Source organism: Aeromonas sp. QDB31, from assembly GCF_027707605.1.
Taxonomy (GTDB): domain Bacteria; phylum Pseudomonadota; class Gammaproteobacteria; order Enterobacterales; family Aeromonadaceae; genus Aeromonas; species Aeromonas media.
Genome location: NZ_JAPCIX010000018.1, coordinates 61,444 through 84,178, shown reverse-complemented (window position 1 = coordinate 84,178; position 22,735 = coordinate 61,444). Strand labels below are relative to the sequence as shown.

29 protein-coding genes and 1 pseudogene are annotated in these 22,735 nt (G+C 58.8%); 18 read left to right on the top strand and 12 right to left on the bottom strand.

What is annotated here, in order from left to right:
- Window positions 1-36: 36 nt before the first annotated feature.
- Genes murA through mlaF form a run of 7 tightly spaced genes read right to left on the bottom strand, consistent with a single transcriptional unit; the run spans window position 37 to window position 4,561 of the window.
- Entirely contained in the window at window positions 37-1,293 is a 1,257-nt protein-coding gene (gene murA / locus PG898_RS16440; RefSeq protein WP_005331316.1) for a UDP-N-acetylglucosamine 1-carboxyvinyltransferase, read from the bottom strand.
- Window positions 1,294-1,309: 16 nt separating this feature from the next.
- A complete protein-coding gene (gene ibaG / locus PG898_RS16435) occupies window positions 1,310-1,567 on the bottom strand; it encodes a BolA family iron metabolism protein IbaG (protein WP_005306001.1) in 258 nt (85 codons plus the stop codon).
- Window positions 1,567-1,839, bottom strand: coding sequence for an STAS domain-containing protein (locus tag PG898_RS16430; protein WP_270824606.1), 273 nt, complete (start codon window positions 1,837-1,839; stop codon window positions 1,567-1,569). The genes ibaG and PG898_RS16430 overlap by 1 nt, the downstream gene beginning before the upstream one ends.
- On the bottom strand, window positions 1,836-2,471 hold the full coding sequence (mlaC, locus tag PG898_RS16425) for a phospholipid-binding protein MlaC (RefSeq protein ID WP_025328538.1): 636 nt from the start codon (window positions 2,469-2,471) through the stop codon (window positions 1,836-1,838). The genes PG898_RS16430 and mlaC overlap by 4 nt, the downstream gene beginning before the upstream one ends.
- Before the next feature lie 2 nt (window positions 2,472-2,473).
- Window positions 2,474-2,974 carry an outer membrane lipid asymmetry maintenance protein MlaD gene (mlaD, locus tag PG898_RS16420; RefSeq protein ID WP_005331321.1) on the bottom strand — a complete coding sequence of 167 codons (501 nt, stop codon included), beginning with the start codon at window positions 2,972-2,974 and terminating at the stop codon, window positions 2,474-2,476.
- 7 nt (window positions 2,975-2,981) lie between these two features.
- Complete coding sequence (gene mlaE / locus PG898_RS16415) at window positions 2,982-3,761, bottom strand: lipid asymmetry maintenance ABC transporter permease subunit MlaE (protein ID WP_041204877.1); 780 nt, start codon at window positions 3,759-3,761, stop codon at window positions 2,982-2,984.
- Window positions 3,761-4,561, bottom strand: a complete 801-nt coding sequence (gene mlaF, locus PG898_RS16410) for a phospholipid ABC transporter ATP-binding protein MlaF (RefSeq protein WP_270824605.1) — start codon at window positions 4,559-4,561, stop codon at window positions 3,761-3,763. Before mlaF ends, mlaE begins: the two co-directional genes overlap by 1 nt.
- 206 nt (window positions 4,562-4,767) lie before the next feature.
- Between mlaF and PG898_RS16405 the strand changes: the two genes are divergently transcribed.
- The 10 genes from PG898_RS16405 to npr all read left to right on the top strand — a co-directional run bounded on the left by PG898_RS16405 (window position 4,768) and on the right by npr (window position 11,579).
- Window positions 4,768-5,763, top strand: coding sequence for a KpsF/GutQ family sugar-phosphate isomerase (locus PG898_RS16405; RefSeq protein ID WP_041204878.1), 996 nt, complete (start codon window positions 4,768-4,770; stop codon window positions 5,761-5,763).
- Window positions 5,763-6,317 (top strand): 3-deoxy-manno-octulosonate-8-phosphatase KdsC, encoded by a 555-nt coding sequence (kdsC, locus tag PG898_RS16400; RefSeq protein ID WP_005331333.1) that lies wholly within the window; start codon window positions 5,763-5,765, stop codon window positions 6,315-6,317. Before PG898_RS16405 ends, kdsC begins: the two co-directional genes overlap by 1 nt.
- Entirely contained in the window at window positions 6,314-6,874 is a 561-nt protein-coding gene (lptC, locus tag PG898_RS16395; RefSeq protein WP_005331338.1) for an LPS export ABC transporter periplasmic protein LptC, read from the top strand. The genes kdsC and lptC overlap by 4 nt, the downstream gene beginning before the upstream one ends.
- Window positions 6,861-7,379, top strand: a complete 519-nt coding sequence (gene lptA, locus PG898_RS16390; RefSeq protein WP_041204879.1) for a lipopolysaccharide transport periplasmic protein LptA — start codon at window positions 6,861-6,863, stop codon at window positions 7,377-7,379. Before lptC ends, lptA begins: the two co-directional genes overlap by 14 nt.
- A gap of 12 nt (window positions 7,380-7,391) precedes the next feature.
- The gene (gene lptB / locus PG898_RS16385; RefSeq protein ID WP_010675872.1) at window positions 7,392-8,117 is read left to right on the top strand and encodes an LPS export ABC transporter ATP-binding protein; all 726 of its coding nucleotides are present in this window, start codon (window positions 7,392-7,394) and stop codon (window positions 8,115-8,117) included.
- Between the two features lie 65 nt (window positions 8,118-8,182).
- Window positions 8,183-9,622, top strand: coding sequence for an RNA polymerase factor sigma-54 (locus PG898_RS16380; protein ID WP_182787431.1), 1,440 nt, complete (start codon window positions 8,183-8,185; stop codon window positions 9,620-9,622).
- Window positions 9,623-9,642: 20 nt separating this feature from the next.
- Window positions 9,643-9,930: a ribosome hibernation promoting factor gene (gene hpf / locus PG898_RS16375; RefSeq protein ID WP_005305957.1), complete on the top strand. Its 288-nt coding sequence runs from the start codon at window positions 9,643-9,645 to the stop codon at window positions 9,928-9,930.
- A 2-nt stretch (window positions 9,931-9,932) separates the two neighbouring features.
- Complete coding sequence (gene ptsN, locus PG898_RS16370) at window positions 9,933-10,379, top strand: PTS IIA-like nitrogen regulatory protein PtsN (RefSeq protein WP_005331355.1); 447 nt, start codon at window positions 9,933-9,935, stop codon at window positions 10,377-10,379.
- Window positions 10,380-10,419: 40 nt separating this feature from the next.
- On the top strand, window positions 10,420-11,286 hold the full coding sequence (rapZ, locus tag PG898_RS16365) for an RNase adapter RapZ (RefSeq protein WP_139438909.1): 867 nt from the start codon (window positions 10,420-10,422) through the stop codon (window positions 11,284-11,286).
- Window positions 11,287-11,306: 20 nt separating this feature from the next.
- Complete coding sequence (npr, locus tag PG898_RS16360; protein WP_005331359.1) at window positions 11,307-11,579, top strand: PTS phosphocarrier protein NPr; 273 nt, start codon at window positions 11,307-11,309, stop codon at window positions 11,577-11,579.
- A gap of 18 nt (window positions 11,580-11,597) precedes the next feature.
- Here the strand turns inward: npr and PG898_RS16355 are convergent.
- From PG898_RS16355 to PG898_RS16340, 4 genes and pseudogenes are all read right to left on the bottom strand, one after another.
- Window positions 11,598-12,655: pseudogene (locus PG898_RS16355) on the bottom strand (PTS sugar transporter subunit IIA); the annotation flags it as partial.
- A gap of 102 nt (window positions 12,656-12,757) precedes the next feature.
- Window positions 12,758-13,879 carry an outer membrane-stress sensor serine endopeptidase DegS gene (gene degS, locus PG898_RS16350; protein ID WP_041204883.1) on the bottom strand — a complete coding sequence of 374 codons (1,122 nt, stop codon included), beginning with the start codon at window positions 13,877-13,879 and terminating at the stop codon, window positions 12,758-12,760.
- Between the two features lie 89 nt (window positions 13,880-13,968).
- Complete coding sequence (locus PG898_RS16345; protein WP_106885637.1) at window positions 13,969-15,327, bottom strand: Do family serine endopeptidase; 1,359 nt, start codon at window positions 15,325-15,327, stop codon at window positions 13,969-13,971.
- A gap of 81 nt (window positions 15,328-15,408) precedes the next feature.
- Window positions 15,409-15,789, bottom strand: a complete 381-nt coding sequence (locus PG898_RS16340; RefSeq protein ID WP_042649047.1) for a YhcB family protein — start codon at window positions 15,787-15,789, stop codon at window positions 15,409-15,411.
- Window positions 15,790-15,928: 139 nt separating this feature from the next.
- Here PG898_RS16340 and zapE point away from each other — a divergent pair, with 139 nt between their 5' ends.
- The 8 genes from zapE to PG898_RS16300 all read left to right on the top strand — a co-directional run bounded on the left by zapE (window position 15,929) and on the right by PG898_RS16300 (window position 22,109).
- Window positions 15,929-17,023 carry a cell division protein ZapE gene (gene zapE, locus PG898_RS16335; RefSeq protein WP_270824604.1) on the top strand — a complete coding sequence of 365 codons (1,095 nt, stop codon included), beginning with the start codon at window positions 15,929-15,931 and terminating at the stop codon, window positions 17,021-17,023.
- A gap of 266 nt (window positions 17,024-17,289) precedes the next feature.
- Window positions 17,290-17,718: a 50S ribosomal protein L13 gene (gene rplM, locus PG898_RS16330; RefSeq protein ID WP_005336289.1), complete on the top strand. Its 429-nt coding sequence runs from the start codon at window positions 17,290-17,292 to the stop codon at window positions 17,716-17,718.
- Between the two features lie 14 nt (window positions 17,719-17,732).
- The gene (gene rpsI, locus PG898_RS16325) at window positions 17,733-18,125 is read left to right on the top strand and encodes a 30S ribosomal protein S9 (protein WP_005336286.1); all 393 of its coding nucleotides are present in this window, start codon (window positions 17,733-17,735) and stop codon (window positions 18,123-18,125) included.
- Between the two features lie 300 nt (window positions 18,126-18,425).
- Window positions 18,426-19,016, top strand: a complete 591-nt coding sequence (gene petA / locus PG898_RS16320; RefSeq protein ID WP_270824603.1) for a ubiquinol-cytochrome c reductase iron-sulfur subunit — start codon at window positions 18,426-18,428, stop codon at window positions 19,014-19,016.
- 2 nt (window positions 19,017-19,018) lie between these two features.
- Window positions 19,019-20,236: a cytochrome b gene (locus tag PG898_RS16315; RefSeq protein ID WP_270824602.1), complete on the top strand. Its 1,218-nt coding sequence runs from the start codon at window positions 19,019-19,021 to the stop codon at window positions 20,234-20,236.
- Window positions 20,233-20,967 (top strand): cytochrome c1, encoded by a 735-nt coding sequence (locus tag PG898_RS16310; protein ID WP_270824601.1) that lies wholly within the window; start codon window positions 20,233-20,235, stop codon window positions 20,965-20,967. The genes PG898_RS16315 and PG898_RS16310 overlap by 4 nt, the downstream gene beginning before the upstream one ends.
- 87 nt (window positions 20,968-21,054) lie before the next feature.
- Window positions 21,055-21,684, top strand: coding sequence for a stringent starvation protein SspA (gene sspA, locus PG898_RS16305; protein ID WP_025328513.1), 630 nt, complete (start codon window positions 21,055-21,057; stop codon window positions 21,682-21,684).
- Window positions 21,685-21,701: 17 nt separating this feature from the next.
- Window positions 21,702-22,109 carry a ClpXP protease specificity-enhancing factor gene (locus PG898_RS16300; RefSeq protein WP_025328512.1) on the top strand — a complete coding sequence of 136 codons (408 nt, stop codon included), beginning with the start codon at window positions 21,702-21,704 and terminating at the stop codon, window positions 22,107-22,109.
- 46 nt (window positions 22,110-22,155) lie between these two features.
- Here the strand turns inward: PG898_RS16300 and dolP are convergent, their stop codons facing one another.
- Window positions 22,156-22,734 (bottom strand): division/outer membrane stress-associated lipid-binding lipoprotein, encoded by a 579-nt coding sequence (gene dolP, locus PG898_RS16295; RefSeq protein ID WP_005331387.1) that lies wholly within the window; start codon window positions 22,732-22,734, stop codon window positions 22,156-22,158.
- Between the last annotated feature and the right edge of the window lies 1 nt (window position 22,735).

Genomic DNA, 22,735 nt, shown 5'->3' with positions numbered 1-22,735 from the left:
GGGGCCTTTTTATTGCTCATCGGCAGGGAGTGACGATCACGCCTTGATACGCTCTATGCATCCGCCCAGGCCTTGCAGCTTGTGCTCTATGTCTTCATAGCCACGGTCGATGTGATAGATGCGCTCGACCATGGTGGTGCCTTCGGCCACGAAGCCGGCGAGGACCAGGCTGGCGGAGGCGCGCAGATCGGTTGCCATCACCTGGGCACCCTTGAGTTGTTCGGTGTCGCGGCAGATGGCCACGTTGCCCTGCAGCTCGATGTCCGCGCCCATACGTACCAGCTCGGGCACGTGCATGAAGCGGTTCTCGAAGATGGTCTCGGTGACCATGCCGGTACCCTTGGCCACGGCGTTCAGTACGGTGAACTGCGCCTGCATGTCGGTCGGGAAGGCCGGGTAGGGAGCCGTCTTGATGGTGACCGGCTTGAGGGTGCGGCCCGTCATGTCGAGGGAGATCCAGTCTTCCCCCTTCTCGATGAGCGCACCGGCCTCTTCCAGCTTGACCAGTACGGCTTCCAGCAGGGAAGGGTCCGTCTTGCGGCAGGTGATCTTGCCCCCGGTGACAGCGGCGCCTACCAGGAAGGTGCCAGTCTCGATGCGATCTGGCTGGACGCTGTAGCTGCCGCCGTGCAGACGCTCGACCCCGTCGATGGTCAGGGTGTCGGTACCCGCACCCTGGATCTTGGCGCCCAGGGCGTTTAGGAAGTTCGCGAGATCGACCACTTCCGGCTCGCGGGCGGCGTTCTCGATCACGGTGCGACCGTCGGCCAGGGTGGCGGCCATCATCAGGTTCTCGGTGCCGGTGACGGAGATCATGTCCATCAGGATGTGGGCACCCTTGAGGCGACCGTCGACACGGGCCTTGATGTAGCCATCTTCGATGGCGATCTTGGCGCCCATCAGCTCGAGGCCGTGCACGTGCAGGTTGACCGGGCGGGCACCGATGGCGCAGCCGCCGGGCAGGGAGACGTCAGCCGCGCCAAAACGGGCGGCCAGCGGGCCCAGCGCCAGGATGGAGGCGCGCATGGTCTTCACCAGCTCGTAGGGGGCGACGTGGTTGTTCACGGCGCCGGTCAGCACGGTCACGTTGCCGTTGACCTTGGTGCTGGCGCCCAGCATCTCCAGCAGCTTGAGGGTGGTGCCCACGTCTTTGAGGCGCGGCACATTGGAAAGCTGGATCTCCTCGTCGCACAGCAGGGTGGCGAACAGGATCGGCAGGGCGGCGTTTTTGGCGCCGGAGATGGTCACTTCACCGGAGAGGGTGCAGGGGCCGGTGATCTTGAATTTGTCCATTTACTTAGATACCAAATCAGGAGGGCAGTAGAAATTTACGTTCGCGCTTCCATTCGGCATCGGTAAAGGCCTTGATGGAGAGGGCGTGGATGGCGTTGCTGGCGATCTTGTCCATCAGCGGGGCATAGATGGCCTGCTGCTTCTTGACCCGGCTCATGCCGTCAAACATGTCGCCGACCGCAATCACTTGATAGTGACTGCCGTCGCCTTTGACATGGACTTCGGACAATGGCAAAGCCTCAAGGAGTATCGCTTCAATTTCAGAGACTTGCATTATGCGTCCTCGGTGTTGGGCGGGGTGGGTTGAAACAGACTGGCCACCCCGTAAAGGTTGGCCAGGGTATAAAAATCAGTGGAGGCGCCCACCAGTTGCGGCGTGCCTCCCCGTACCAGAGTGGCTTTGGCCCACTTGACCAGCAGGGCCAGGCCGGCGGAATCCAGGGTGGTGACCCCGCTCATATCGAGCGCATCATCTTGCCACCACTCGGATCGCCGTTGCCACAGGGCGTTGACCTGCGGCGCCTGCAGCTCCCCATGGAGTGTCATGACTTGAGCACCAGCGGCTTGGCATTGTGCTCGCGCAACTGGGCGATCACCGCATCTATGCCGTTCTGGCGAATGAGGCCACCGAGCTCGCTCTGCTTGGCGGAGAGCAGGCTGATCCCCTCGGCGACCATGTCGAAGGCCTTCCACTCACCGGTCTTGTTGTTCTTGCGCAGTTTGAACTCGAGGAAGATGTCCGGCTTGCCGGCCTCTTTCACGCTGACGTTGACGGCGGTGATGTTGCTGTCACCGGGCGCTTTGCCCGGCTGGACCTTGACGGTCTGCTTGTCGAAATGGGCCAGGGCATCGGCATAGGAGCTCACCATGTATTCAGTAAAGACCTGGACGAAGGCATCGCGCTGGGCCGGGGTGGTCTCCTTGATCTGGTTGCCGAGCACCTTGTAGGCGGCGAAGCGATTGTCCACATAAGGGAGCAGCTCTTCGCGAATGATCACCCGCAGGTGGTCCGGGTTGCTCTTGACCTGGGACTGGTCCGCCTTCAGGCGGGCGAAGGTCTGCTGGGCAGCCTGATCCACCAGGGCATAGGGGTCGGCGGCATTGACCGCTGCCAGGGCGGAGACGGAAAACAGCATGCTGGTCATCAGGCCCAGCAGCAGGGCGATCTTCTTGAACATGGTTACTCCTTGGTTGCTGGCGTATCGGTGCTCGGGGAAGACTGGCTGTACAAGAACTTGCCGATCAGATCTTCCAGCACGATGGCGGATTTGGTGTCTTCTATCATGTCGCCATCCTTGAGCATGCTGGTGCCCATCTCTTCATCGGTGAAGCCCGGAGCCAGGCCGACATACTGCTCGCCCAGCAGACCCGAGGTCAGGATGGAGAGCGAGCTGGTTTCTGAGAACTCGCCGGCACTCTTCTGCATCTGCAGGGAGACGACGGGAACCTGACTCTTGGCATCCAGCGTGATGTCGCTGACTCGACCGACGACGACGCCGCCGACCTTGACCGGCGAGCGTACTTTCAGGCCGCCGATATTATCGAAATGGGCGCGCAGGGTATAGGTTTCTCCTTCCGGTTTGAAACTCAATCCCGCCACTTGCAGTGCCAACGCCAGAATGGCTGCAATGCCAGCCAGCATGAAGGCACCGACCAGGAATTCTACTTTGCTGAACTTCATCTTTCCCTTATCCAAACATGACTGCGGTGAGTATAAAATCCAGACCGAGCACGGCCAGGGATGAGTGGACCACGGTACGGGTCGTCGCCTGACTGATCCCGGCCGAGGTCGGCTTGGCATCATAGCCATTGAAGAGCGCGATCCAGGTGACCACTAAGGCGAAGATCACACTCTTGATGGCCCCTTGCATGATGTCGTCCTGCCAGTCGACGGAGGCCTGCATGGCAGACCAGAAGCTGCCTTCATCCACACCCAGCCAGTCTACCCCGACCAGTTTGCCGCCAAAGATGCCGATCAGGCTGAACATGAAGGCCAGCAACGGCATGCTGATGACCCCTGCCCAGAAGCGAGGCGCCACCACCCGGCGCAGGGGATCCACCGCCATCATCTCGAGGCTGGAGAGCTGCTCGGTCGCCTTCATCAGGCCGATCTCGGCGGTGAGGGCCGAGCCCGCACGTCCGGCAAACAGCAGGGCGGTGACCACAGGGCCCAGCTCCCGCAGCAGGGAGAGGGAGACCAGGGGCCCTAGACTCTGCTCGGCGCCGAAATCCTTCAGTACGTTGTAACCCTGCAAGGAGAGCACCATGCCGATGAAGAGGCCAGACACCAGTATGATGGCGACCGATTGTACACCCACCACATAGAGCTGCTGTATCAGCAGGGGGAAGTGCTTGCGGGGCTCGGGTTTGCCCGCCAGCGCATGAAATAGCATGATGGTTGCGCGGCCGACGGCACTGATGAAACGTACTCCGCTTCGACCCAGCTTGCTTATCTGACTTATTAACATCACAGATCCTGTAGCAGATCACCTGCCGGAAAATGAAACGGAACAGGACCATCGGGCAATCCTTTGAGGAACTGCTCGACCTCGGGATTGTACTCCTCACGCAGTTGCTCCGGCGTGCCCTGTGCCACCACCCTGCGGTTGGCGATGATGTAGGCGTAGTCGGCGATGCTCAGCACTTCCTTCACATCATGGGTGACGATGACGGAGGTGATGCCGAGGGCATCGTTGAGTTCCTTGATGAGCTTGACCAGCACCGCCATGGTGATGGGATCCTGGCCGACAAAGGGCTCGTCATACATGATGAGATCCGGATCCAGCGCGATGGATCTGGCCAGGGCAGCACGGCGGGCCATGCCGCCGGAGAGTTCGGACGGCATCAGTCTGGCCGCGCCGCGCAAGCCCACCGCCTGCAGCTTCATCATGACGATGGTGTGGATCAGCTCCTCCGGCAGACCGGAGTGTTCCCGCAGCGGGAAGGCCACGTTGTCGAACACCGTCATGCCAGTGAACAGGGCGCCGCTCTGGAACAGCATGCTCATCCGCTTGCGCACCTCATACAGACGGCCGCGGGAGAGGGTGGGGATGTCTTCCCCGTCAAACAGAATATGACCGGACTCAGGTTTCAGCTGGCCACCGATCAGGCGCAGCAAGGTGGTCTTGCCAATGCCGCTGGGGCCCATGACGGCGGTGACCTTGCCACGGGGAATGGTCAGGTTGATCCTGTCGTACAGCAACCGATCTCCGTGACTGAAGGTCAGGTCGGAGATGGTGATCAGGTCATCGTTCAAACAAATGTCCATCCGGTATAAATGAAGAGCGAATTTTATGGGCTAGTCTAGGTCTAAGCAACAGCAAGGAACAACTATTGAGCGGGTTTGCCCCCCAAATACGCGACAGTTTTATGTAACAACTTGCATCAGTGGCAGACCGTCCCGCATCCGATTCGCTTATCTCGGCAGACTTTTTTATAATCCCGCAGCAAATTTCGGCCCGGAGCTGTGCCTTTATGTCTGTAAAGCCTGAAAAAGTGTCTGAATTGTTCGATTTCCGTCGCAGTGCCCGCGCGGTGCTGGACATAGAAAAACAAGCCATCGATGGGCTCTACCAATACCTCGATGAGACCTTCGAGCGCGCCTGCGAGATGGTGCTGTGCTGTGCCGGCAAGATCGTGGTCACCGGTATGGGCAAGTCGGGTCATGTCGGCAACAAGATTGCCGCGACCCTGGCCAGCACCGGGACACCCGCCTTCTTCCTCCACCCTGGCGAAGCCAGCCACGGAGATCTGGGGATGATCTCCGGCGGCGACCTCATCATCGCCATCTCCAACTCCGGCGAGAGCGACGAGATCCTGGCCCTGTTGCCGGTGCTCAAGCGTCGCGGCATTCCGCTCATCTGCATGACCGGCAACCCGACCTCCACCATGGCCAAGGAGGCCAACGTGCACCTGTGCATCAAGGTGGAGAAAGAGGCCTGTCCGCTGGGGTTGGCCCCGACCTCAAGTACCACGGCGACGCTGGTGATGGGGGATGCCCTGGCCGTGGCTCTGCTGGAGGCACGTGGTTTCACCGCCGATGACTTCGCGCTTTCGCATCCGGGCGGGTCGCTGGGCAAGCGGCTGTTGCTGCGGGTCGGCGATCTGATGCACCGCGGGGACCTGTTGCCCCAGGTAGGGATAGATGCCACCATCAGCCAGGCGCTGCTGGAAGTGAGCCGCAAGGGGCTGGGTATGACCGCCGTTGTTGATGCTGATGGCCGATTGGCCGGTCTGTTCACCGATGGCGACCTGCGCCGGATCCTGGATCTGCAGGTGGATATTCACCACACCCCTATCAGCCGCGTCATGACGGTCAACTGTGTTACCGTAGGGCCTGAGATGATGGCGGCCGAGGCCGTCAAACTGATGGAAACCAGAAAGATTAACGGATTGCTGGTGGTGGATGAGGCGCGGCGGCCACTTGGCGCCTTCAACATGCACGACCTGCTGAAAGCCGGGGTGATTTGATGCAAGACGTACCGACCCTCTATGGTCCGGTGACGCGCAGCCAGTACGAGAAGGCGGCGCAGATCCGTCTGCTGGTGTGTGACGTGGATGGGGTGCTCTCCAATGGCTTCATCTATATGGGCAACCAGGGTGAAGAGCTGAAAACCTTCTGCACCCGTGATGGCGCTGGCATGCGTGCCCTGCTTAACGCCGGCATCGAGATTGCCATCATCACGGGGCGCAACTCCCGCATCGTCAGCGATCGGATGAGAGGCCTGGGGGTGCGGCACCTGGTACAGGGGGCGGATCAGAAGCTGCCCCACTTCGAGGCACTGCTGACCAAGCTCGGTCTGGAGGCGTCGCAAGCCGCCTACATGGGGGATGACACCATAGATCTGCCGGTGATGCAGGCCTGTGGCCTCGGCATTGCGGTGGCGGATGCCCATCCGCTGGTGCTGGCTCGTGCTGATCTGGTGACCCGCCTCGGGGGTGGGGTGGGCGCGGTACGCGAGGTGTGCGATCTCATCCTGCAGGCGCAGGGCCTGGGCGACTACCAACCCGAGGCCTCGGTATGAGCAGACAGACCCTGTTGTTCGCCCTGCTGTTCTTGGTTGCACTCGCCGCTTGGCAGCTCGGCGAGATCGAGCTGGTACCTGAGCCGACTGCCAAGGTAGAGAACTATCAACCAGACTTTACCGCCAAAAATCTGGTCACCACCCGCTTCAACGAGCAGGGCAAAAGGACCGAGCGGTTGGAGTCCGAGTATGCGGAGTATTACCAGATCCTCGAGCAGGCCACTTTCAACAAGCCGGTGGTCTACATGTTCGATGAGCAGGGGGAGGCCGAATGGAAGGTCACGGCCGAGACCGGGGTGCTCAATACCGATGACAACGTGATACTGCGCGACAAGGTACATCTGGACGGCTTGCTGCCGGCGTCCTTCATCTCCACGCTGGATACCCCCTATCTGGAGCTGGATCTGGTGACCCAAGACGTAAGAAGCAACCAGCACATCAGCATAGTGGGTCAGGAATTCCAGACCGAGGGTGTTGGCCTGAAGGGCCATCTGGAACGTAAATATTTCGAATTACTGGATAAAGGCCATGCCACTTATTTCAATGAAAAACGTTAATCTGGCCCTCGCGTCCCTGCTGTTGTGCAGTGCGGTGAATGCCAAAGAGTCCGACTTTGCCGAGAAGGTCTACGTGGATGCGGTCAAGCAAGTGGCCGAGATGCAGGACAACCGTATCACCTTCAGTGATGATGTCATCATCACTCAGGGCACCATCAAGATTAAGGCCGACAAGGTGGTGGTGATCCGCTCCGGCGAGAAAGGGGCCGAGGTCATGACCGCCTATGGCAACCCCGCCACCTTCTTCCAGATCCTGGACAACGGCAAGCCGGTGAACGCCCACGGCAACAGCATTCGCTATGAGCTGAAGAACCGGTTGGTCACCATCACCGGCAACGGTCAGCTCAAGCAGGAAGACAGCCAAGTCACCGGTGACCTCATCCGCTACGACATCGTCAAACAGAAGATGATCGCCGAAAGCAAGGGACCCACCCAGCGCGTCAAGACGGTGTTCCTGCCGGATCAGGTAGAAAACTTCGACAAACCCGCCGATCAGAAGAAGTAGGAAACAGAAGCCATGGCAGTGTTAAAAGCAACGGGTTTGCAGAAGAGCTACAAGCGCCGCATGGTGGTCAGCGACGTGAGCCTGGAAGTGGGCACGGGCCAGATAGTGGGGCTGCTCGGCCCGAATGGTGCCGGCAAGACCACCTCCTTCTACATGATCGTGGGCCTGGTGCAGCGGGATGCGGGTCTCATCACCATAGATGAGCAGGACATCAGCCTGCAGCCCATGCATATTCGCGCCCGTAATGGTATCGGTTACCTGCCCCAGGAAGCCTCCATCTTCCGACGCCTGTCGGTGTTCGACAACCTGATGGGGGTCATGCAGACCCGTAAGGGGTTGAGCCGCGAGGAGCGGGAGGATAAGGTCGAGCAGTTGCTGGAAGAGTTCAACATCACCCATATTCGCGACAGCCTGGGTCAGAGCCTGTCGGGAGGGGAGCGGCGCCGTGTCGAGATCGCCCGTGCGCTAGCGGCAGAGCCGCGATTCATCCTGTTGGATGAGCCCTTTGCAGGTGTTGATCCTATTTCGGTCATAGACATCAAGAAGATCATCCAGCATCTGAAGGAAAGAGGGCTGGGCGTGCTTATCACGGACCACAACGTTAGAGAGACGTTGGATGTGTGCGAGAAGGCCTACATCGTCAGCCACGGCAAGATGATTGCCGAAGGTGCACCGGCCGACATCCTCGCCGATGAGCAGGTCAAGCGCGTCTATTTGGGCGATCAATTCAGTCTATAGTAAGGGGGCACCCCTCATTTTTGTTAGGTGACCGCCTCGCTGAACATAAGGATATCCCGACGTAGATGAAGCCGACATTACAGTTGCGTCTCGGCCAGTCCCTGACCATGACGCCACAATTACAACAAGCGATTCGTCTGCTCCAGCTCTCCACCCTGGAACTCCAGCAGGAAATTCAGCAAGCGCTCGATAATAACCCCTTGCTGGAGCAGGAGGAGAATGAGGCGCACGAAACCAGTCCGATAGAACCCCAGGACGCCAGTCAACTCGACTCCTGTGACGCAATGGCACAGGACAAGATGCCGGATGAACTGCCGGTGGACACTACCTGGGATGAGGTCTATTCCGCCGGCACGGCTCAGAGCGCTGGCCCCATCCATGACGGGGAAGACAGCGTCTATCAGGGGGAAACCACCGAAAATCTGCAGGATTATCTGTTGTGGCAGATGCGACTGACGCCGTTCAGTGATCTGGATGCCGCGATTGCCCTCGCCATCATCGATGCCATCGATGAGTCTGGCTACCTGACCGTTTCTCTCGAAGATATTCAGGCTGCAGTCAGCAGTGAAGAGGTAGAAGTTGAACTGGATGAAGTGGAAGCCGTGCTCAAGCGGGTGCAGCATTTCGATCCGGTTGGCATCGCCGCTCGCTCGGTACAGGAGTGTTTGTTGATCCAGCTTGGCCAGTATTCGCCGGATCTGCCCTGGCTCAATGAGGCAAGGGAGGTGATCCGCGAGCACATGGACTTGCTCGGCAACCGTGACTACCGCACCTTGGCGCGCAAGACCCGGCTCAAGGAGAGCGACCTCAAGGAGGTACTGGATCTCATCCAGCAGCTGGAGCCTAGACCCGGTAATGGCATCATCCAGAGCGAATCGCAATACGTGATCCCGGATGTTTCCGTGGTCAAGAAGGGGGCGAAGTGGGTGGTTGAACTCAACCCGGATTCGGCGCCGCGCATTCGTGTCAACGAGGCCTATGCGGCAATGGCACGCAATGCCCGCAGCAGCACGGATACTCAGTTCATTCGTTCCCATTTGCAGGAAGCCAAGTGGTTCATCAAGAGTCTGGAGAGTCGAAACGACACCCTGCTCAAGGTGGCAAGCTGCATAGTCGAGCAGCAACAGGGTTTCTTCGAGTACGGTGAAGAGGCCATGAAGCCCATGGTACTCAACGACATCGCCGAGGCGGTGGAGATGCACGAGTCGACGATTTCACGGGTGACGACCCAGAAGTACATGCATACGCCCCGTGGCATCTTTGAACTGAAGTTTTTTTTCTCCAGTCATGTCAACACGGAGGGAGGAGGAGAGTGCTCATCGACCGCAATTCGTGCCCTTATCAAGAAGCTGGTGACGGCCGAAAACCCGGCCAAACCGCTTAGTGATAGCAAGATCGCGGATTTGCTGGCCGAACAGGGTATTATGGTGGCGAGACGCACGATCGCAAAGTACCGTGAATCCTTGTTGATCCCGCCATCCAATCAGCGCAAACGCCTGGTTTAGGCAAACAAAAGGAAGACGTTATGCAAATTAACCTGACCGGACACCATGTCGAGATTACCGAAGCTCTGCGTGATTATGTGAATAACAAATTTGCCAAACTCGAGCGTCACTTTGACCATATCAACAACGTACATGTGGTGTTGAGCGTCGAAAAACTGAACCAGATCGCCGAAGCCAAGCTGCACGTCAGCGGGGGAGAGGTGTTCGCCAATTCGCAGCATGCCGACATGTATGCGGCGATTGATACCCTGCTGGATAAACTGGATCGGCAGATCATCAAGCACAAAGATAAGTTAAATCAAAAATAACTATGCAACTTGAACACATACTGAGTCGGGACTGCACCAAGAGTGCGGTCCCTTGTACCAGCAAGAAACGCGCCCTCGAGATCATCAGTGAGCTGGCCGCAGAGCGCCTCGGCGCCTCCCGCCAGGTGCTGTTTGAAAGCCTGCTGGCGCGGGAAAAGATGGGCAGTACCGGGATCGGTGCCGGTATTGCCATTCCCCACGGCCGGATCGACGACGCCTTTGCGCCGACCGCCGTGCTGATGACCTTCTCTGAACCCATCCCTTTCGATGCTATCGACAATCAACCGGTTGACCTGCTCTTTGCATTGCTGGTGCCGGAAAGCGAGTGCAAGCAGCATCTCAAGACCCTTTCCCTGATGGCATCCAAGCTGGGTGACAAGGCCGTCTGTCGCCAGTTGCGCCAGGCGACTAGCGATGAAGAACTCTATCAGATCATGACCTCGGCCTGATGCCGGGTCTGACGCAGCCACGTTGGCGTGAGGGGACAAGATGCAGTTAATAGTGGTAAGCGGTCGTTCGGGCTCCGGTAAGACGGTAGCCCTGAGGGTGCTGGAGGATCTGGGTTACTACTGCGTGGATAACCTGCCGGTCAATCTGCTGCCCCAGCTGATCGTCTCGGTGGAGAGCCAGTATGACAAGCTGGCGGTCAGCATAGACGTGCGCAACCTTCCGACCCAGCCAGACAAGCTGGACAACTTGCTGACCCAGGTGCGTAACGAGGGGCGGGTGGAATTCTCCAGCTTCTTCTTCGACGCCGACAACGGGACCCTGCTCAAGCGCTATGGCGAGAGTCGCCGGCTGCACCCCCTGTCTCGCAAGCAGCTGTCGCTGGATGAGGCGATCCGGGAGGAAACCCACCTGCTGGCGCCCCTCTCCTCGACCGCCGATCTGCGCATAGATACAACCAACCTCAGCATTCATGACCTCAGCGAGCTCATCAAGACCCGGGTGCTCGGCAAGAAAGAGAACGAACTGGTGCTGGTGTTCGAGTCGTTCGGCTTCAAATACGGCATCCCCAAGGATGCGGACTTCGTGTTCGATGCCCGTTTCCTGCCCAATCCCCACTGGATCCCGGAGCTCAAGCCGTTTACCGGCCAGGACGAGCCTGTAGCCAACTACCTCTCGGCCCAGGCGGACGTGATGCTGTTCATCCAGCAGATAGAGAACATGCTGGTGACCTGGTTGCCCCACCTGGAGCGCAACAATCGTAGCTATGTGACCGTTGGGATCGGTTGTACCGGCGGGCAGCATCGCTCGGTGTTCATCGCCGAGCGGCTGGCCAGCACCTTCCGGCTGCTTGGCAAGAACGTGCAGATCCGCCACCGCACGCTGGACAAGCGTTCGACACAGGCTTGATAGACCCACAGGATGTTCAGATGACAGTTTCCGCCTCGGTAGAAGTCAAAAACAAGCTGGGAATCCATGCCAGACCGGCCATGATGCTGTTCGAGCTGGTGCAGGGGTTTGATGCCCATGTGCTGCTGCGCAACGAGGACGGCATCGAGGCCGATGCGGACAGCGTGATCGGTCTGCTGATGCTGGACTCCGCCCAGGGCAAGCAGGTGGAGGTGCAGGTGGAGGGCCCCGAAGAAGTGGAGGCCCTGGCCGCCGTGGTGGCGCTGTTCACCTCGGGCTTCAACGAGGAGTGAGTGGCACCTCCTTTGCCGTCATGACCCGGCGCGCGCCAGCGCCTTGAAGTCGTTAAAGTCCCGACAAGCCAGCAGATTCCTGCTGGCTTTTTCGTTCATCAGCGCCAGAAACAGATCGTAGAGCCCCATCGCTTCCTCGTAGTCCGCCTTGCTGATGGCGAGCACGAAGACGAGGGTGGCTGTCTCGCCATTGCCCCAGTCGATCCCCTGAGGGGCCAGCACTGTATATACCAAGGTGCGGCGGGCCAGCAGGCCGAGGGAGTGTGGCAGGGCTATGCCCTCTCCCAGCATGGTGGAGACGATTCGTTCCCGCTAGTGCAACGAGCTCCTGAAGCCCGGTTCTACCAGCTACTCGGACTCCAGCTGGTCACAGATGCGGCCAAACAGCTGTGCCTGGCTGAGCGGCTCGGTGACCACCATGAAGCGGTCGGTATCGAAGTACTTGTCCAGCAGGTAGAGGCGGAAGCGATCGGTCAGTACCTGCTTGCCGAACTGCTCCAGCTGGTACGGGTCGTGAAGGGGGCGGTTTGTACCAAGGGAACGTTTTTCTCGCTCACTTTGACTGTGCTGATGACGAAGTCCAGTTCGATCTGCACCAGCCCCTCGTAATCCCGTTCTTGTGGTTCGCCAGCGGGTTGTGGCTGCCTATCTGGTAGTTGACCCGCAGCATAATGGCACTGATGTGAGCCTGCAGGTCGGCACGCAACTGCGGGTCGCCGCGAAGATCATAGGAGTAGTGCTGGTGAATGCAGGTCAGCGGATGTGAACCAGTTGCTCGCTCTTGGCGGCCATGGCCGGGCCGAGCAGGGGGGATCTGCAGTGAGGCGGGTCTGGATCTAGATGACGAGGCTGGCGATCTCCTCCTGCCCCGGCGGGGCTTGGGTTGGTAACTCGACATGGATGTCGCGGACCACCACGGCCAGGATCAGGCTGATGTCATCGCTGGCAAACTGGCACAGCTCGTGGCCAGCCGCCTGACGCAACAGGGTGATGGCGCAGGAGATGGTGAGTTGTTGCAGGTTCTCGTCGGCGAGGCGCAACAGATGACGGCAGAGCTGATCGTGATAACCGGTGCCGCGCTGGTGGAAACTGTGAGTCATCTTACGCCAGGGAAGGGTGGCCTGAGAGGGAGGCACGAAAAAGGGGCCCTGATGGCCCCTCTATTGACTCCCTTGCCGTCAGCTGGCGGGTGATGCGCTGCTGGTGGGCAGGTTCTGGTAGCGCACGTCTTCCTCTATGATGACGTCGACGTCCAGGGGCTTGCCATTGCGGATCACCGAGATGGTCAGCTTGGTGCCGGGGCGGCTCTCGACGATCTTGTCCATCACAGGGCGCACGCCGCTGATGGCCTCGCCGTTGATCTTGAGCAGCACATCCCCGCGCCTGAGGCCGGCCTTGGTGGCGGGACCATCGGGATCCAGGCTCTCTACCACCAGACCCTGCAGATCCCCGAGATTCATCATGCGCGCGACTATGGGGTTGATCTCGACGCTGGAGATGCCGAGGTAGCCGCGAATGACCCGGCCATTGGCAATCAGCTCGTCCATGATCCGCTTGGCCAGCTTGTAGGGGATGGCGAAGCTGATGCCGTAGCTCTCCTGATTGCCGTTGAGGTGATAGGCGGCGGTATTGATGCCCACCAGATCGCCACGGCCATTGACCAGGGCGCCACCTGAGTTGCCCTCGTTGATGGCGGCATCTGTCTGCAGCAGATCCTGCCGGCCGTTGCTGTCCGGCCCCATGCTGGAGAGACCGATGCGGCCGGTGGCACTGATGATGCCCTGGGTGATGGTCTGGCCGACGTTGTAGGGGTTGCCGATGGCGAGCACCACATCGCCTACGTCGGGTAGGCGCTCGGGATCCTGCGGTATCACCGGCAGGTTGTCCGACTCTATGTAGAGCACGGCGAGATCGGTCAGCTTGTCGGTGCCGACCAGCTCGGCGCTGAATACCCGGCCATCCTGCAACGCGACTATGATCTGGTCCGCATCGGCGATGACGTGGTAGTTGGTCAGCACATGGCCGCGCTGGTTCATGATGACCCCTGAGCCCAGCCCCTGTGGCCTCAGCTCTGCTTTCTCGCCGCGATTGCCGGCGAAACTGCGGGTGTAGATGTTGACGACGGCAGGGCCGGCGCGGTGGGCGGCATAGGAGAAACTCAGCTCGCGGGAATTGGTGATGAGACCCGGCAGGGGGGCGCCGCCCCGAAAACTGGGGAACAGCAGCAACAGGAGCGCAGCCACAGTGAGGCCAAAGCCGACAGACTTGCCCAAGTAACTGATCAAAGGTGGGATTTTCATGTCATTCTCGTCCGTACATGCTGCGCGCAGAGAATAACATTATCGGTGGATAAAAATCACCCGCGGCGGTTGCCGCGGGTGTGAGGGACTTAACGGATCACCAAATAGAGCGAGGAGTCGCCACGCTGTATGTTCAGCGCCAAGACTTCCGGCTTGTTCTTCAAGGCCTTGGTCAGCTCATCCATGGAGTTGATACGCAGACGGTTGACGCCGATGATGATGTCGCCCTTCTGCAGGCCGGCGGCGGCGGCAGGGGAGCGCGGATCTATGTCGGCCACTGCTACGCCGGTCACCGGATCCGAGGTGGTGCTGAGCTTGGCCCCTTCCAGTGCCGGGTGCAGGGCGCTGGCGAGGATCTCGCTGTCATCGGCCTTCTTCAGGGTGACCTTGACGGTCTGCTCCTTGCCATCACGGATGAGGCCGAGTGCAACCTGCTTGTCGGCGCCCATGGTGGCGATCTTGGCACGCAGTTCACCGAACGAGCGGATGGGCTTGCCATCTATGCTGATGATGATGTCGCCAGCCTTGATGCCCGCCTTGGCGGCGGCAGAGTCAGGCATGACCTGGTTGACGAAGGCTCCATCCTTCTTGTTGTAGCCGAAGGACTTGGCGATATCCGTGGTCAGCTCTGTGCCTGTGATCCCCAACTGGCCGCGGCGCACTTCACCGTATTTCACGATCTGCTCAGACAGGTCGCGCACCATGTTGGACGGGATGGCAAAGCCGATGCCGATGTTGCCACCGTTCGGGCCCAAGATGGCGGTGTTGATGCCGATCAGCTCCCCACGCAGATTGAGCAGCGCACCACCTGAGTTGCCCGAGTTGATGGCCGCATCGGTCTGTATGAAGTTCTCCAGGTTCTCGATATTGAGGCCACTGCGACCCAGGGCGCTGACGATACCCGAGGTAACGGTCTGACCCAGGCCGAAGGGGTTGCCGATGGCCAGGGCATAGTCACCGACCCGCAGCTCGTCAGAGTCGGCGAACTTGATCTGCACCAGGTCCTCCGCCTTTATTTGCAGCAAGGCGATGTCGGACTGCTTGTCTTCACCTATCTTCTTGGCCGCGTATTCGCGACCGTCTTTCAGGTTGACCTTGATCTCGTCCGCCTCGTGAACCACGTGAGCGTTGGTGATCACGTAGCCCTTCTTGGCATCTATGATGACGCCGGAACCGAGCGCCTGGAAGGGTTGCTCGCTCACCTGTTCGTCAGGCATGTTGGGGCCGAAGAAGAAGCGGAATTGTTCCGGCAGGCGCTGGCGGGTGATCTTCTTGCCAGAGACGGAGATATTGACCACGGCAGGGGTCACCTGCTCGAGGACGGGGGCCAGGCTCGGCATCTCCTGGCTGTTACCCATCAGGGGCAGGGCGGCTTGTGCCGGTGCTGCGGACAGGGCGATACCGACACTGAGGGCTAACACACTGAATACAGAAAGAGATTTACGCATATGAGAAACAGCTCCCAGAAAAAGTTGCAGTGCAATCGTCAAGGTCTGACCACGATAAGGCGTAATTAGTTCCACCAGAGGCTAACCGGGCTGCTTGAGCAGGCCGGAGGCACCAGCGTAGTCACGGGGTGGCTGGCCGGGCTCCTCGTTGGCGGACTCAGCGGTTGCTTCTTCCACCTGAGGTTCGCGGAACAGGGGCTCTTGCGCCTTGGCGAGGAACTTGCTCTGCTCGGCCATGTGGCGATAGAGGGTCTGGTATTGTTCAGCCAACTGCTCCATCAGAGCGGCGCTGTCGGCGAAGTGGGTGGTGATCTGGCCTTGGTAGCTTTCCAGCTCCTTGTGAGCCTTTTTCAGCTCCTGTTCCAGGCGCCCGGCATCCCGGCTGCGGACAGTGAAGCGGCCGATCAACACGCCGATGATCAGGGCGGCTACCGCCAGCAGGATCCCGTTTAACAGAGTCATAGAAGCTCCTTGTTACAGCTAAATCGATGAATTTGAGGCGGCCGGATTGACCGCGATGCCTCGTTGGCACTATACCGTGCACCCCGAGAGCGTGATACCATTTTGTCCCTCATTCAGGGACTTGGAGGCGGTTTACAGGATGACCCCGCAGCAAAAATACCAGCAGGATTTGCAGCGTCCTGGCTTTTTGGCCGACCCGGCCCAGGCGATGGCCGTGACCCGCCTGGAGCGACTCTATCAGGATTTGTGCGCCAGCCCGACTCCGACCAGATCCCGTGGCCTGCTGGGCTGGCTGCAAAAGCCGAAAGCCCGCGAGCCCATCCTGGGTCTCTATATGTGGGGCGGAGTGGGCAGAGGCAAGACCTGGCTGATGGATACTTTTTTCGACAGCCTGCCGGGGGTGCGCAAACTGCGCGTCCACTTCCACCGTTTCATGCATCGGGTGCACGACGAACTCAAGGGGCTGACCGGTCAGGCCGATCCGCTCAAGCTCATCGCCAGCAAGCTCGCCAGCGAGACAGACATCATCTGCTTTGACGAGTTTTTCGTCTCCGACATCACGGATGCCATGCTGCTGGGTACATTGTTCCAGGAGCTGTTCGGTCATGGGGTGGTGCTGGTGGCCACTTCCAACATTCCACCCAAAGATCTTTATCGCAATGGGCTGCAGCGAGCCCGCTTCCTGCCGGCCATCGAATTGATCGAGCGCCACTGCGAGGTGCTCAATGTGGATGGTGGCGTCGATTACCGGCTGCGCACCCTGGAGCAGGCGGAAATCTATCACTTCCCGCTGGATCAGCAGGCCAAGACCAATCTGGACCGCTATTTCGGGCAATTGACCGGGCTGGCGCAGATCACTCCCGCGACCCTGGAGGTCAACCATCGTCAGCTTAGCGCGCTGGGAGTGGGGGAAGGGGTACTTTATATGGAGTTCGAGCAGCTCTGCTGCACCCCGCGATCCCAAGGGGACTACATAGAGCTGGCCCGGGAGTTTCACACAGTGCTGCTGGCCAACGTGCAGCCCATGGGCACAGGCACTGACGATGCAGCCCGCCGCTTCATCGCCATGGTGGACGAGTTCTATGAGCGGCACGTCAAACTCATTCTGTCGGCGGCGGTGCCCATGGCCGCGCTCTACGGTGATGGCCTGCTGAATTTCGAATTCAAGCGCTGTCTTTCACGGCTCCAGGAAATGCAATCGCACGAATACCTTGCCAGAGTGCACCTTCCTTAGTCACAATACCGCGCCTGCCAGTCGGATGGGCATCTGCGGCAGGTAGGGCCGGGCGACATTTGCTAGCTTCATGGCAGTGAAATTAGCAGGTGATATTTAAGGCAACTTCACTTATAATCGCCCGGCCCACGTTACAGCTGTCGATAAGACAGCAACACTTTAAGCTTTACTTGTATTCGAAGGGGTACAGGTAGGCCATCGTTTGTTGTTTGTGGGAGAGCCCCCATAAGCAATTGGGTCTGTAACAGGTAATTGGGTTTAACTTAATGAAAACTTTCGTTGCCAAGCCAGAAACCGTAAAACGTGACTGGTACATTGTGGACGCAGAGGGTAAAACTCTGGGTCGTATCGCAACCGAGATCGCTGCTCGTCTGCGTGGTAAGCACAAAGCTGAATACACTCCGCACGTTGACACCGGTGATTACATCATCGTTGTAAACGCTGAGAAGGTACACGTAACCGGTAAGAAATTTACCGACAAAATGTACCACGCTCACTCCGGTTTCCCGGGTGGTATCAAGTCCATCAGCTTTGACAAGCTGATTCAGCGCAAGCCGGAAATGGTAATCGAAGCTGCCGTCAAGGGCATGCTGCCGAAGGGGCCGCTGGGCCGTGCCATGTTCCGTAAGCTGAAAGTTTACGCAGGCGCAGAGCACGCTCATGCTGCTCAGCAACCTCAAGTACTGGATATCTAACGGGAACTGGCAACATGGCAGAAAATCAATACTACGGTACCGGCCGTCGCAAAAGCTCCACTGCTCGCGTCTTTATCAAAGCGGGTAGCGGTAAAATCGTAATCAACCAGCGCTCCCTGGAGCAATACTTCGGCCGTCCGACTGCCCGCATGGTAGTTCGTCAGCCGCTGGAACTGGTTGAGATGACCGAGAAACTGGATCTGTACATCACCGTTAACGGTGGTGGCATCTCCGGTCAAGCTGGTGCGATCCGCCACGGTATCACTCGTGCTCTGATGCAGTACGACGAGACCCTGCGTTCCGAACTGCGTAAAGCAGGCTTTGTTACTCGCGATGCCCGTAAGGTTGAGCGTAAGAAAGTCGGTCTGCACAAAGCGCGTAAGCGTCCGCAGTACTCCAAGCGTTAATTCGCTTTTGGTACGCACTCTCACGAGTGTCAAAAAAGCCTGGCCATGTGCCAGGCTTTTTTTATTGGTAATATTACATACGCCAATGCTAACCATACGTCACAAAAGACAAAAATTTGTGTATTTATTGTTTTTGCCCATCGCTTCTCTTTCTTGTCAAATTGTTATCTTTTCTTTAAAATTTCCATGGTCTTTCTGTGTCAATTGCCACTCCGCCTCCGCCGCAGTTGTCAGAGGGAGAGGAGATAGGAAACGGGGACACTATAAGAATGAGCGGAGTCCACATGGGAGAGTTTTTGGATGAGCAATGCGCCAGTTGATACCGGTCGCCGCAGATTTCTTACCTGGTCAACGGTTGCCGTTGGCGGAGTAGGAGCTGCTTTTACCGCAGTGCCGTTTATAAAGTCATGGAATCCGAGTGCCAAAGCCAAAGCGGCCGGGGCACCGGTAGAGGTGGATATCAGCAAGTTGGAGCCGGGTCAGCTGATCCGCGTCGAGTGGCGCGGCAAGCCGGTCTGGGTGGTGAAGCGCACCAAGCAGACCCTGGATGCCCTGGCCACGCACGATGACAAACTGCGCGATCCTGCCTCCGATGAGCCACAGCAGCCGGACTATGCCCACAACGGTTACAGATCCATCAAGCCGGAGATCTTCGTGGCGGTCGGTATCTGTACCCATCTGGGGTGCTCCCCCTCCTACCTGCCGGACAGCTTCGGCGAGCAGGTGAAAGGGGTGACCTCCGGCTTCTTCTGCCCATGCCATGGTTCCAAGTTCGACATGGCCGGTCGAGTGTTCCAGGGCGTGCCCGCACCGCTGAACCTGGTCATTCCGCCATACCAATTTCTTAGCGACACCACCATTCTGGTCGGTGCCGATGGCAAGGAGGCCTGACCATGTTTGCCAAACTCATGAGCTGGATTGACGATCGTTTCCCGCTCACGGCCATGTACAACGACCACATGGCCAAGTATCCGGCTCCCAAGAACCTGAACTTCTGGTACTTCTTCGGTTCCCTTGCCATGTTGGTGCTGGTCAACCAGATCATCACCGGCATCTGGCTCACCATGAACTACAACCCGTCGGCGGAGGGTGCCTTTGCCTCCGTGGAATACATAATGCGGGACGTGGACTACGGCTGGCTGCTGCGCTATATGCACTCCACCGGCGCCTCCGCCTTCTTCGTTGTGGTCTATCTGCACATGTTTCGCGGCATGATCTACGGCTCCTATCAGAAGCCGCGCGAGCTGCTGTGGATCTTCGGCATGTTGATCTTCCTGGTGCTGATGGCCGAAGCCTTCATGGGGTACCTGCTGCCATGGGGACAGATGTCGTTCTGGGGAGCCCAGGTCATCATCTCGCTGTTTGGCGCCATTCCGGTTATCGGCGACGATCTGACCCTGTGGATCCGGGGTGACTATGTCATCTCTGGGGCTACCCTGAACCGCTTCTTCGCGCTGCACGTCATCGCCTTGCCGCTGGTGCTGGTGATGCTGGTGGCCATGCACATCCTGGCGTTGCACGAGGTGGGTTCCAACAACCCGGATGGGATCGACATCAAGAAGCACAAGGATGAGAACGGCTGGCCGTTGGATGCGGTGGCGTTCCACCCTTACTTCACCGTCAAGGACATGATAGGTGTGGCGGGCTTCCTGTTCCTGTTCTGCGCCATCATCTTCTTCAAGCCGGATATGTGGGGCTACTTCCTCGAGAAGCCGAACTTCGAAGTGGCGAACGGGCTGAAGACCCCGGCGCACATAGCCCCGGTCTGGTACTTCACTCCCTTCTACGCCATCTTGCGCGCTGTGCCGGACAAGCTGCTGGGGGTCATCATGATGGGGCTCTCCATCGTCGTGCTGTTCCTGCTGCCGTGGCTGGATCGCTGCAAGGTACGTTCGGTGCGCTACCGCAGCACCCTGCACAAGCTGAACATCGCCCAGTTTGTGGTCTGCTTCGTCATTCTGGGTGTGCTGGGCGTATTGCCATCGACGCCTATGCTGACGCTGATCGCGCAGCTTTGCACTCTGGGTTATTTCGGGTTCTTCGTCCTGTTGTTCTTCTACAGCAAGAATGAAAGCACCAAGCCGCTGCCGGAGAGGGTGACATTCAAATGAAAAGAATAATTTTTGCAGTGCTGGCCCTGCTGCCCGGTCTGGTATTGGCCGCTGGTGGTGGCTTCCCCCTCGACAAGGCAGAGTACGATCTGAGTGACAAGGCATCCCTGCAACGAGGTGCTGCGACCTTCATGAACTACTGTGCCGGCTGTCACTCCACCCAATATCAGCGCTATAACCGGGTGGCTGCCGACATCGGCATCCCGGAAGAGCTGATGAGGGAGAACCTGGTCTTCACCGGTGCCAAGATTGGCGACCTGATGAAGAGCGCCATGTCCGAGAAGGATGCGGCGCGCTGGTTCGGGGCGCCACCACCGGATCTGACCCTGGTGGCCAGGGTGCGGGGTGCCGACTGGATTTACACCTATCTGCGGTCTTTCTATGTGGACGAAACCCGGCCATTCGGGGTGAACAATGCGGTCTTCCCGTCCGTGGGCATGCCTCATGTGCTGGAGCCATTGCAAGGGACGCCCCGTGCCAAGTTCGAAACGCACACCCTGGATGGAGTGGATATGCAGCAAGTCGTCAGCATCAAATCTGACGGCAATGGTGAAATGAACAACGAAGAATATGATCAGACGGTACTGGATCTGGTAAACTTCTTGGTCTACTCGGCTGAGCCGGTGCAACAGGAGCGCGAACGCATGGGCTTCTGGGTACTCGGTTTCATCGTAATCTTCTTCATCTTCACTGTGCTGTTGAAGAAGGAATTCTGGCGCGACGTTCACTAAGCGACCAGATCGGAGTAATATGACGCACGGCAATGAAGATCAAGATGCTTCATTGCCGTTTCTGCTTTTTAATGACGGGAGGGTTCAATGGCTGTAGCTGCCAATAAGCGTTCGGTAATGACGCTGTTTTCCGGTGCCAACGATATGTTCAGCCATCAGGTGCGCATTGTCCTGGCGGAGAAGGGTGTTAGCGTGGATATCTGCCAGGTTGACCCGAGCAACCTGCCGGACGAGCTGGCCGAGCTGAACCCGTACAACACTGTACCGACCCTGGTGGATCGCGAGCTGGCGTTGTACACCTCGCGCATCATCATGGAGTATCTGGACGAGCGCTTCCCGCACCCGCCCCTGATGCCTGTCTATCCGGTGGCTCGCGGCAACAGCCGTCTGATGATGCATCGCATCGAGCTGGACTGGTACTCTCTGGCTGACAAGATCATGGCGGGCACCGATACCGAAGCCGCCCGTGCCGAACTGCGGGACAACCTGCTGGCCATCGCCCCTATCTTTGGCGAAATGCCTTACTTCATGAGCGAAGAGTTCGGTCTGGTTGACTGCTACATGGCTCCGCTGCTGTGGCGTCTGCCGAGCCTGGGTATCGACTTCACCGGTCGTGGTGCCAAAGAGCTGAAGGCCTACATGGTCCGCCTGTTCGAACGTGAATCCTTCCAGGCCTCCCTGACCGAGGCTGAACGCGAGATCCGTGCCAGCGTATGAGTAGTTCGGAACCGACCATGACACCCAGTCGCCCCTATCTGTTGCGGGCGTTTTTTGACTGGTTGCTGGATAACGACTTGACCCCGCATCTGGTGGTCAATGCCAATATCCCCCATGTGATGGTGCCGATGCAGTTTGTGCAGGATGGGCAAATTGTCCTGAACATAGCGCCTCGGGCCGTGGGCCAGTTCCACATGGATAATGATGCCGTCAGCTTCAGCGCCCGCTTCGGCGGCGTGTCACAGCAGGTCTACATTCCCATGGCGGCCATATTGGCCATTCATGCCAGGGAAAACGGCGTGGGAACCCTGTTCCCGCCTGAGCCGGGCTACGATCTCTGGCTGGAGCAGGCCGAGGCACCGGTAGAACCCGAGCCGGAGCCGCCGCGCCCGACGGGCCGTCCGACCCTGAAAGTCATCAAATAAAAAACGCAGCCAACTGGCTGCGTTTTTTTATCTCATCATTGCCCGCTTAGTTCTGGGCAAACTCGAAGGCCTTGATCACCTGCTTGACCCCGCTGACGTGGCGAGCGATCTCCACTGCCTGATCCCCTTCCTGACGGGTCACCAGGCCGATGAGAAACACCTCGCTGTTCTCGGTGACCACCTTGACCTTGGTACTGTCGAAGTTCTTGGTGCCCAGCATGTCGGCCCGTACCTTGGAGGTGATCCAGGTATCGTTGCTGCGTACCCCTATGCTCACCGGCTTGCCGAGACGCAGCTCATTGTAGACATGACGCACCCCTTCGATCCGGCCCACAATCTTGCCCGCCTCCTGCTTGTATGCGTCAGACGGTGTCTGACCGACCAGCAAGACGCGGCCGTTGTTGCTGTAGACGCTGATCTTGCTAGCGGCGCTCAGCGGCTTGTTGTCGGCCAGCAGATTGGCCGCCTTCAGCTCTATGGCCTGATCGTCCCATTGGGCACCCAGGGTGCGACGATCCCCGGTCGCCTTGGCGGTACCGGCTGCGCCACCGACTACCACGGCGGCACAGCCTTGCAGCAGCAGGGCACCGGTCAGCAGGGCGAGTGCGAGAATAGGCTTCTTCATG

Bases quoted from the DNA above. Each gene is read 5' to 3' on its own strand.
- lptB (WP_010675872.1), top strand. From the start codon at position 7,392: ATGGCAGTGTTAAAAGCAACGGGTTTGCAGAAGAGCTACAAGCGCCGC.
- ptsN (WP_005331355.1), top strand. From the start codon at position 9,933: ATGCAACTTGAACACATACTGAGTCGGGACTGCACCAAGAGTGCGGTC.
- lptA (WP_041204879.1), top strand. From the start codon at position 6,861: ATGAAAAACGTTAATCTGGCCCTCGCGTCCCTGCTGTTGTGCAGTGCG.
- npr (WP_005331359.1), top strand. From the start codon at position 11,307: ATGACAGTTTCCGCCTCGGTAGAAGTCAAAAACAAGCTGGGAATCCAT.
- PG898_RS16310 (WP_270824601.1), top strand. From the start codon at position 20,233: ATGAAAAGAATAATTTTTGCAGTGCTGGCCCTGCTGCCCGGTCTGGTA.
- kdsC (WP_005331333.1), top strand. From the start codon at position 5,763: ATGCAAGACGTACCGACCCTCTATGGTCCGGTGACGCGCAGCCAGTAC.
- PG898_RS16345 (WP_106885637.1), bottom strand. From the start codon at position 15,327: ATGCGTAAATCTCTTTCTGTATTCAGTGTGTTAGCCCTCAGTGTCGGT.
- murA (WP_005331316.1), bottom strand. From the start codon at position 1,293: ATGGACAAATTCAAGATCACCGGCCCCTGCACCCTCTCCGGTGAAGTG.
- PG898_RS16315 (WP_270824602.1), top strand. From the start codon at position 19,019: ATGTTTGCCAAACTCATGAGCTGGATTGACGATCGTTTCCCGCTCACG.
- PG898_RS16380 (WP_182787431.1), top strand. From the start codon at position 8,183: ATGAAGCCGACATTACAGTTGCGTCTCGGCCAGTCCCTGACCATGACG.
- dolP (WP_005331387.1), bottom strand. From the start codon at position 22,734: ATGAAGAAGCCTATTCTCGCACTCGCCCTGCTGACCGGTGCCCTGCTG.
- PG898_RS16430 (WP_270824606.1), bottom strand. From the start codon at position 1,839: ATGACACTCCATGGGGAGCTGCAGGCGCCGCAGGTCAACGCCCTGTGG.
- lptC (WP_005331338.1), top strand. From the start codon at position 6,314: ATGAGCAGACAGACCCTGTTGTTCGCCCTGCTGTTCTTGGTTGCACTC.
- ibaG (WP_005306001.1), bottom strand. From the start codon at position 1,567: ATGCAAGTCTCTGAAATTGAAGCGATACTCCTTGAGGCTTTGCCATTG.
- PG898_RS16405 (WP_041204878.1), top strand. From the start codon at position 4,768: ATGTCTGTAAAGCCTGAAAAAGTGTCTGAATTGTTCGATTTCCGTCGC.
- rpsI (WP_005336286.1), top strand. From the start codon at position 17,733: ATGGCAGAAAATCAATACTACGGTACCGGCCGTCGCAAAAGCTCCACT.
- hpf (WP_005305957.1), top strand. From the start codon at position 9,643: ATGCAAATTAACCTGACCGGACACCATGTCGAGATTACCGAAGCTCTG.
- mlaD (WP_005331321.1), bottom strand. From the start codon at position 2,974: ATGAAGTTCAGCAAAGTAGAATTCCTGGTCGGTGCCTTCATGCTGGCT.
- PG898_RS16340 (WP_042649047.1), bottom strand. From the start codon at position 15,789: ATGACTCTGTTAAACGGGATCCTGCTGGCGGTAGCCGCCCTGATCATC.
- degS (WP_041204883.1), bottom strand. From the start codon at position 13,879: ATGAAAATCCCACCTTTGATCAGTTACTTGGGCAAGTCTGTCGGCTTT.
- PG898_RS16300 (WP_025328512.1), top strand. From the start codon at position 21,702: ATGACACCCAGTCGCCCCTATCTGTTGCGGGCGTTTTTTGACTGGTTG.
- mlaE (WP_041204877.1), bottom strand. From the start codon at position 3,761: ATGTTAATAAGTCAGATAAGCAAGCTGGGTCGAAGCGGAGTACGTTTC.
- zapE (WP_270824604.1), top strand. From the start codon at position 15,929: ATGACCCCGCAGCAAAAATACCAGCAGGATTTGCAGCGTCCTGGCTTT.
- rapZ (WP_139438909.1), top strand. From the start codon at position 10,420: ATGCAGTTAATAGTGGTAAGCGGTCGTTCGGGCTCCGGTAAGACGGTA.
- petA (WP_270824603.1), top strand. From the start codon at position 18,426: ATGAGCAATGCGCCAGTTGATACCGGTCGCCGCAGATTTCTTACCTGG.
- rplM (WP_005336289.1), top strand. From the start codon at position 17,290: ATGAAAACTTTCGTTGCCAAGCCAGAAACCGTAAAACGTGACTGGTAC.
- mlaC (WP_025328538.1), bottom strand. From the start codon at position 2,471: ATGTTCAAGAAGATCGCCCTGCTGCTGGGCCTGATGACCAGCATGCTG.
- mlaF (WP_270824605.1), bottom strand. From the start codon at position 4,561: ATGGACATTTGTTTGAACGATGACCTGATCACCATCTCCGACCTGACC.
- sspA (WP_025328513.1), top strand. From the start codon at position 21,055: ATGGCTGTAGCTGCCAATAAGCGTTCGGTAATGACGCTGTTTTCCGGT.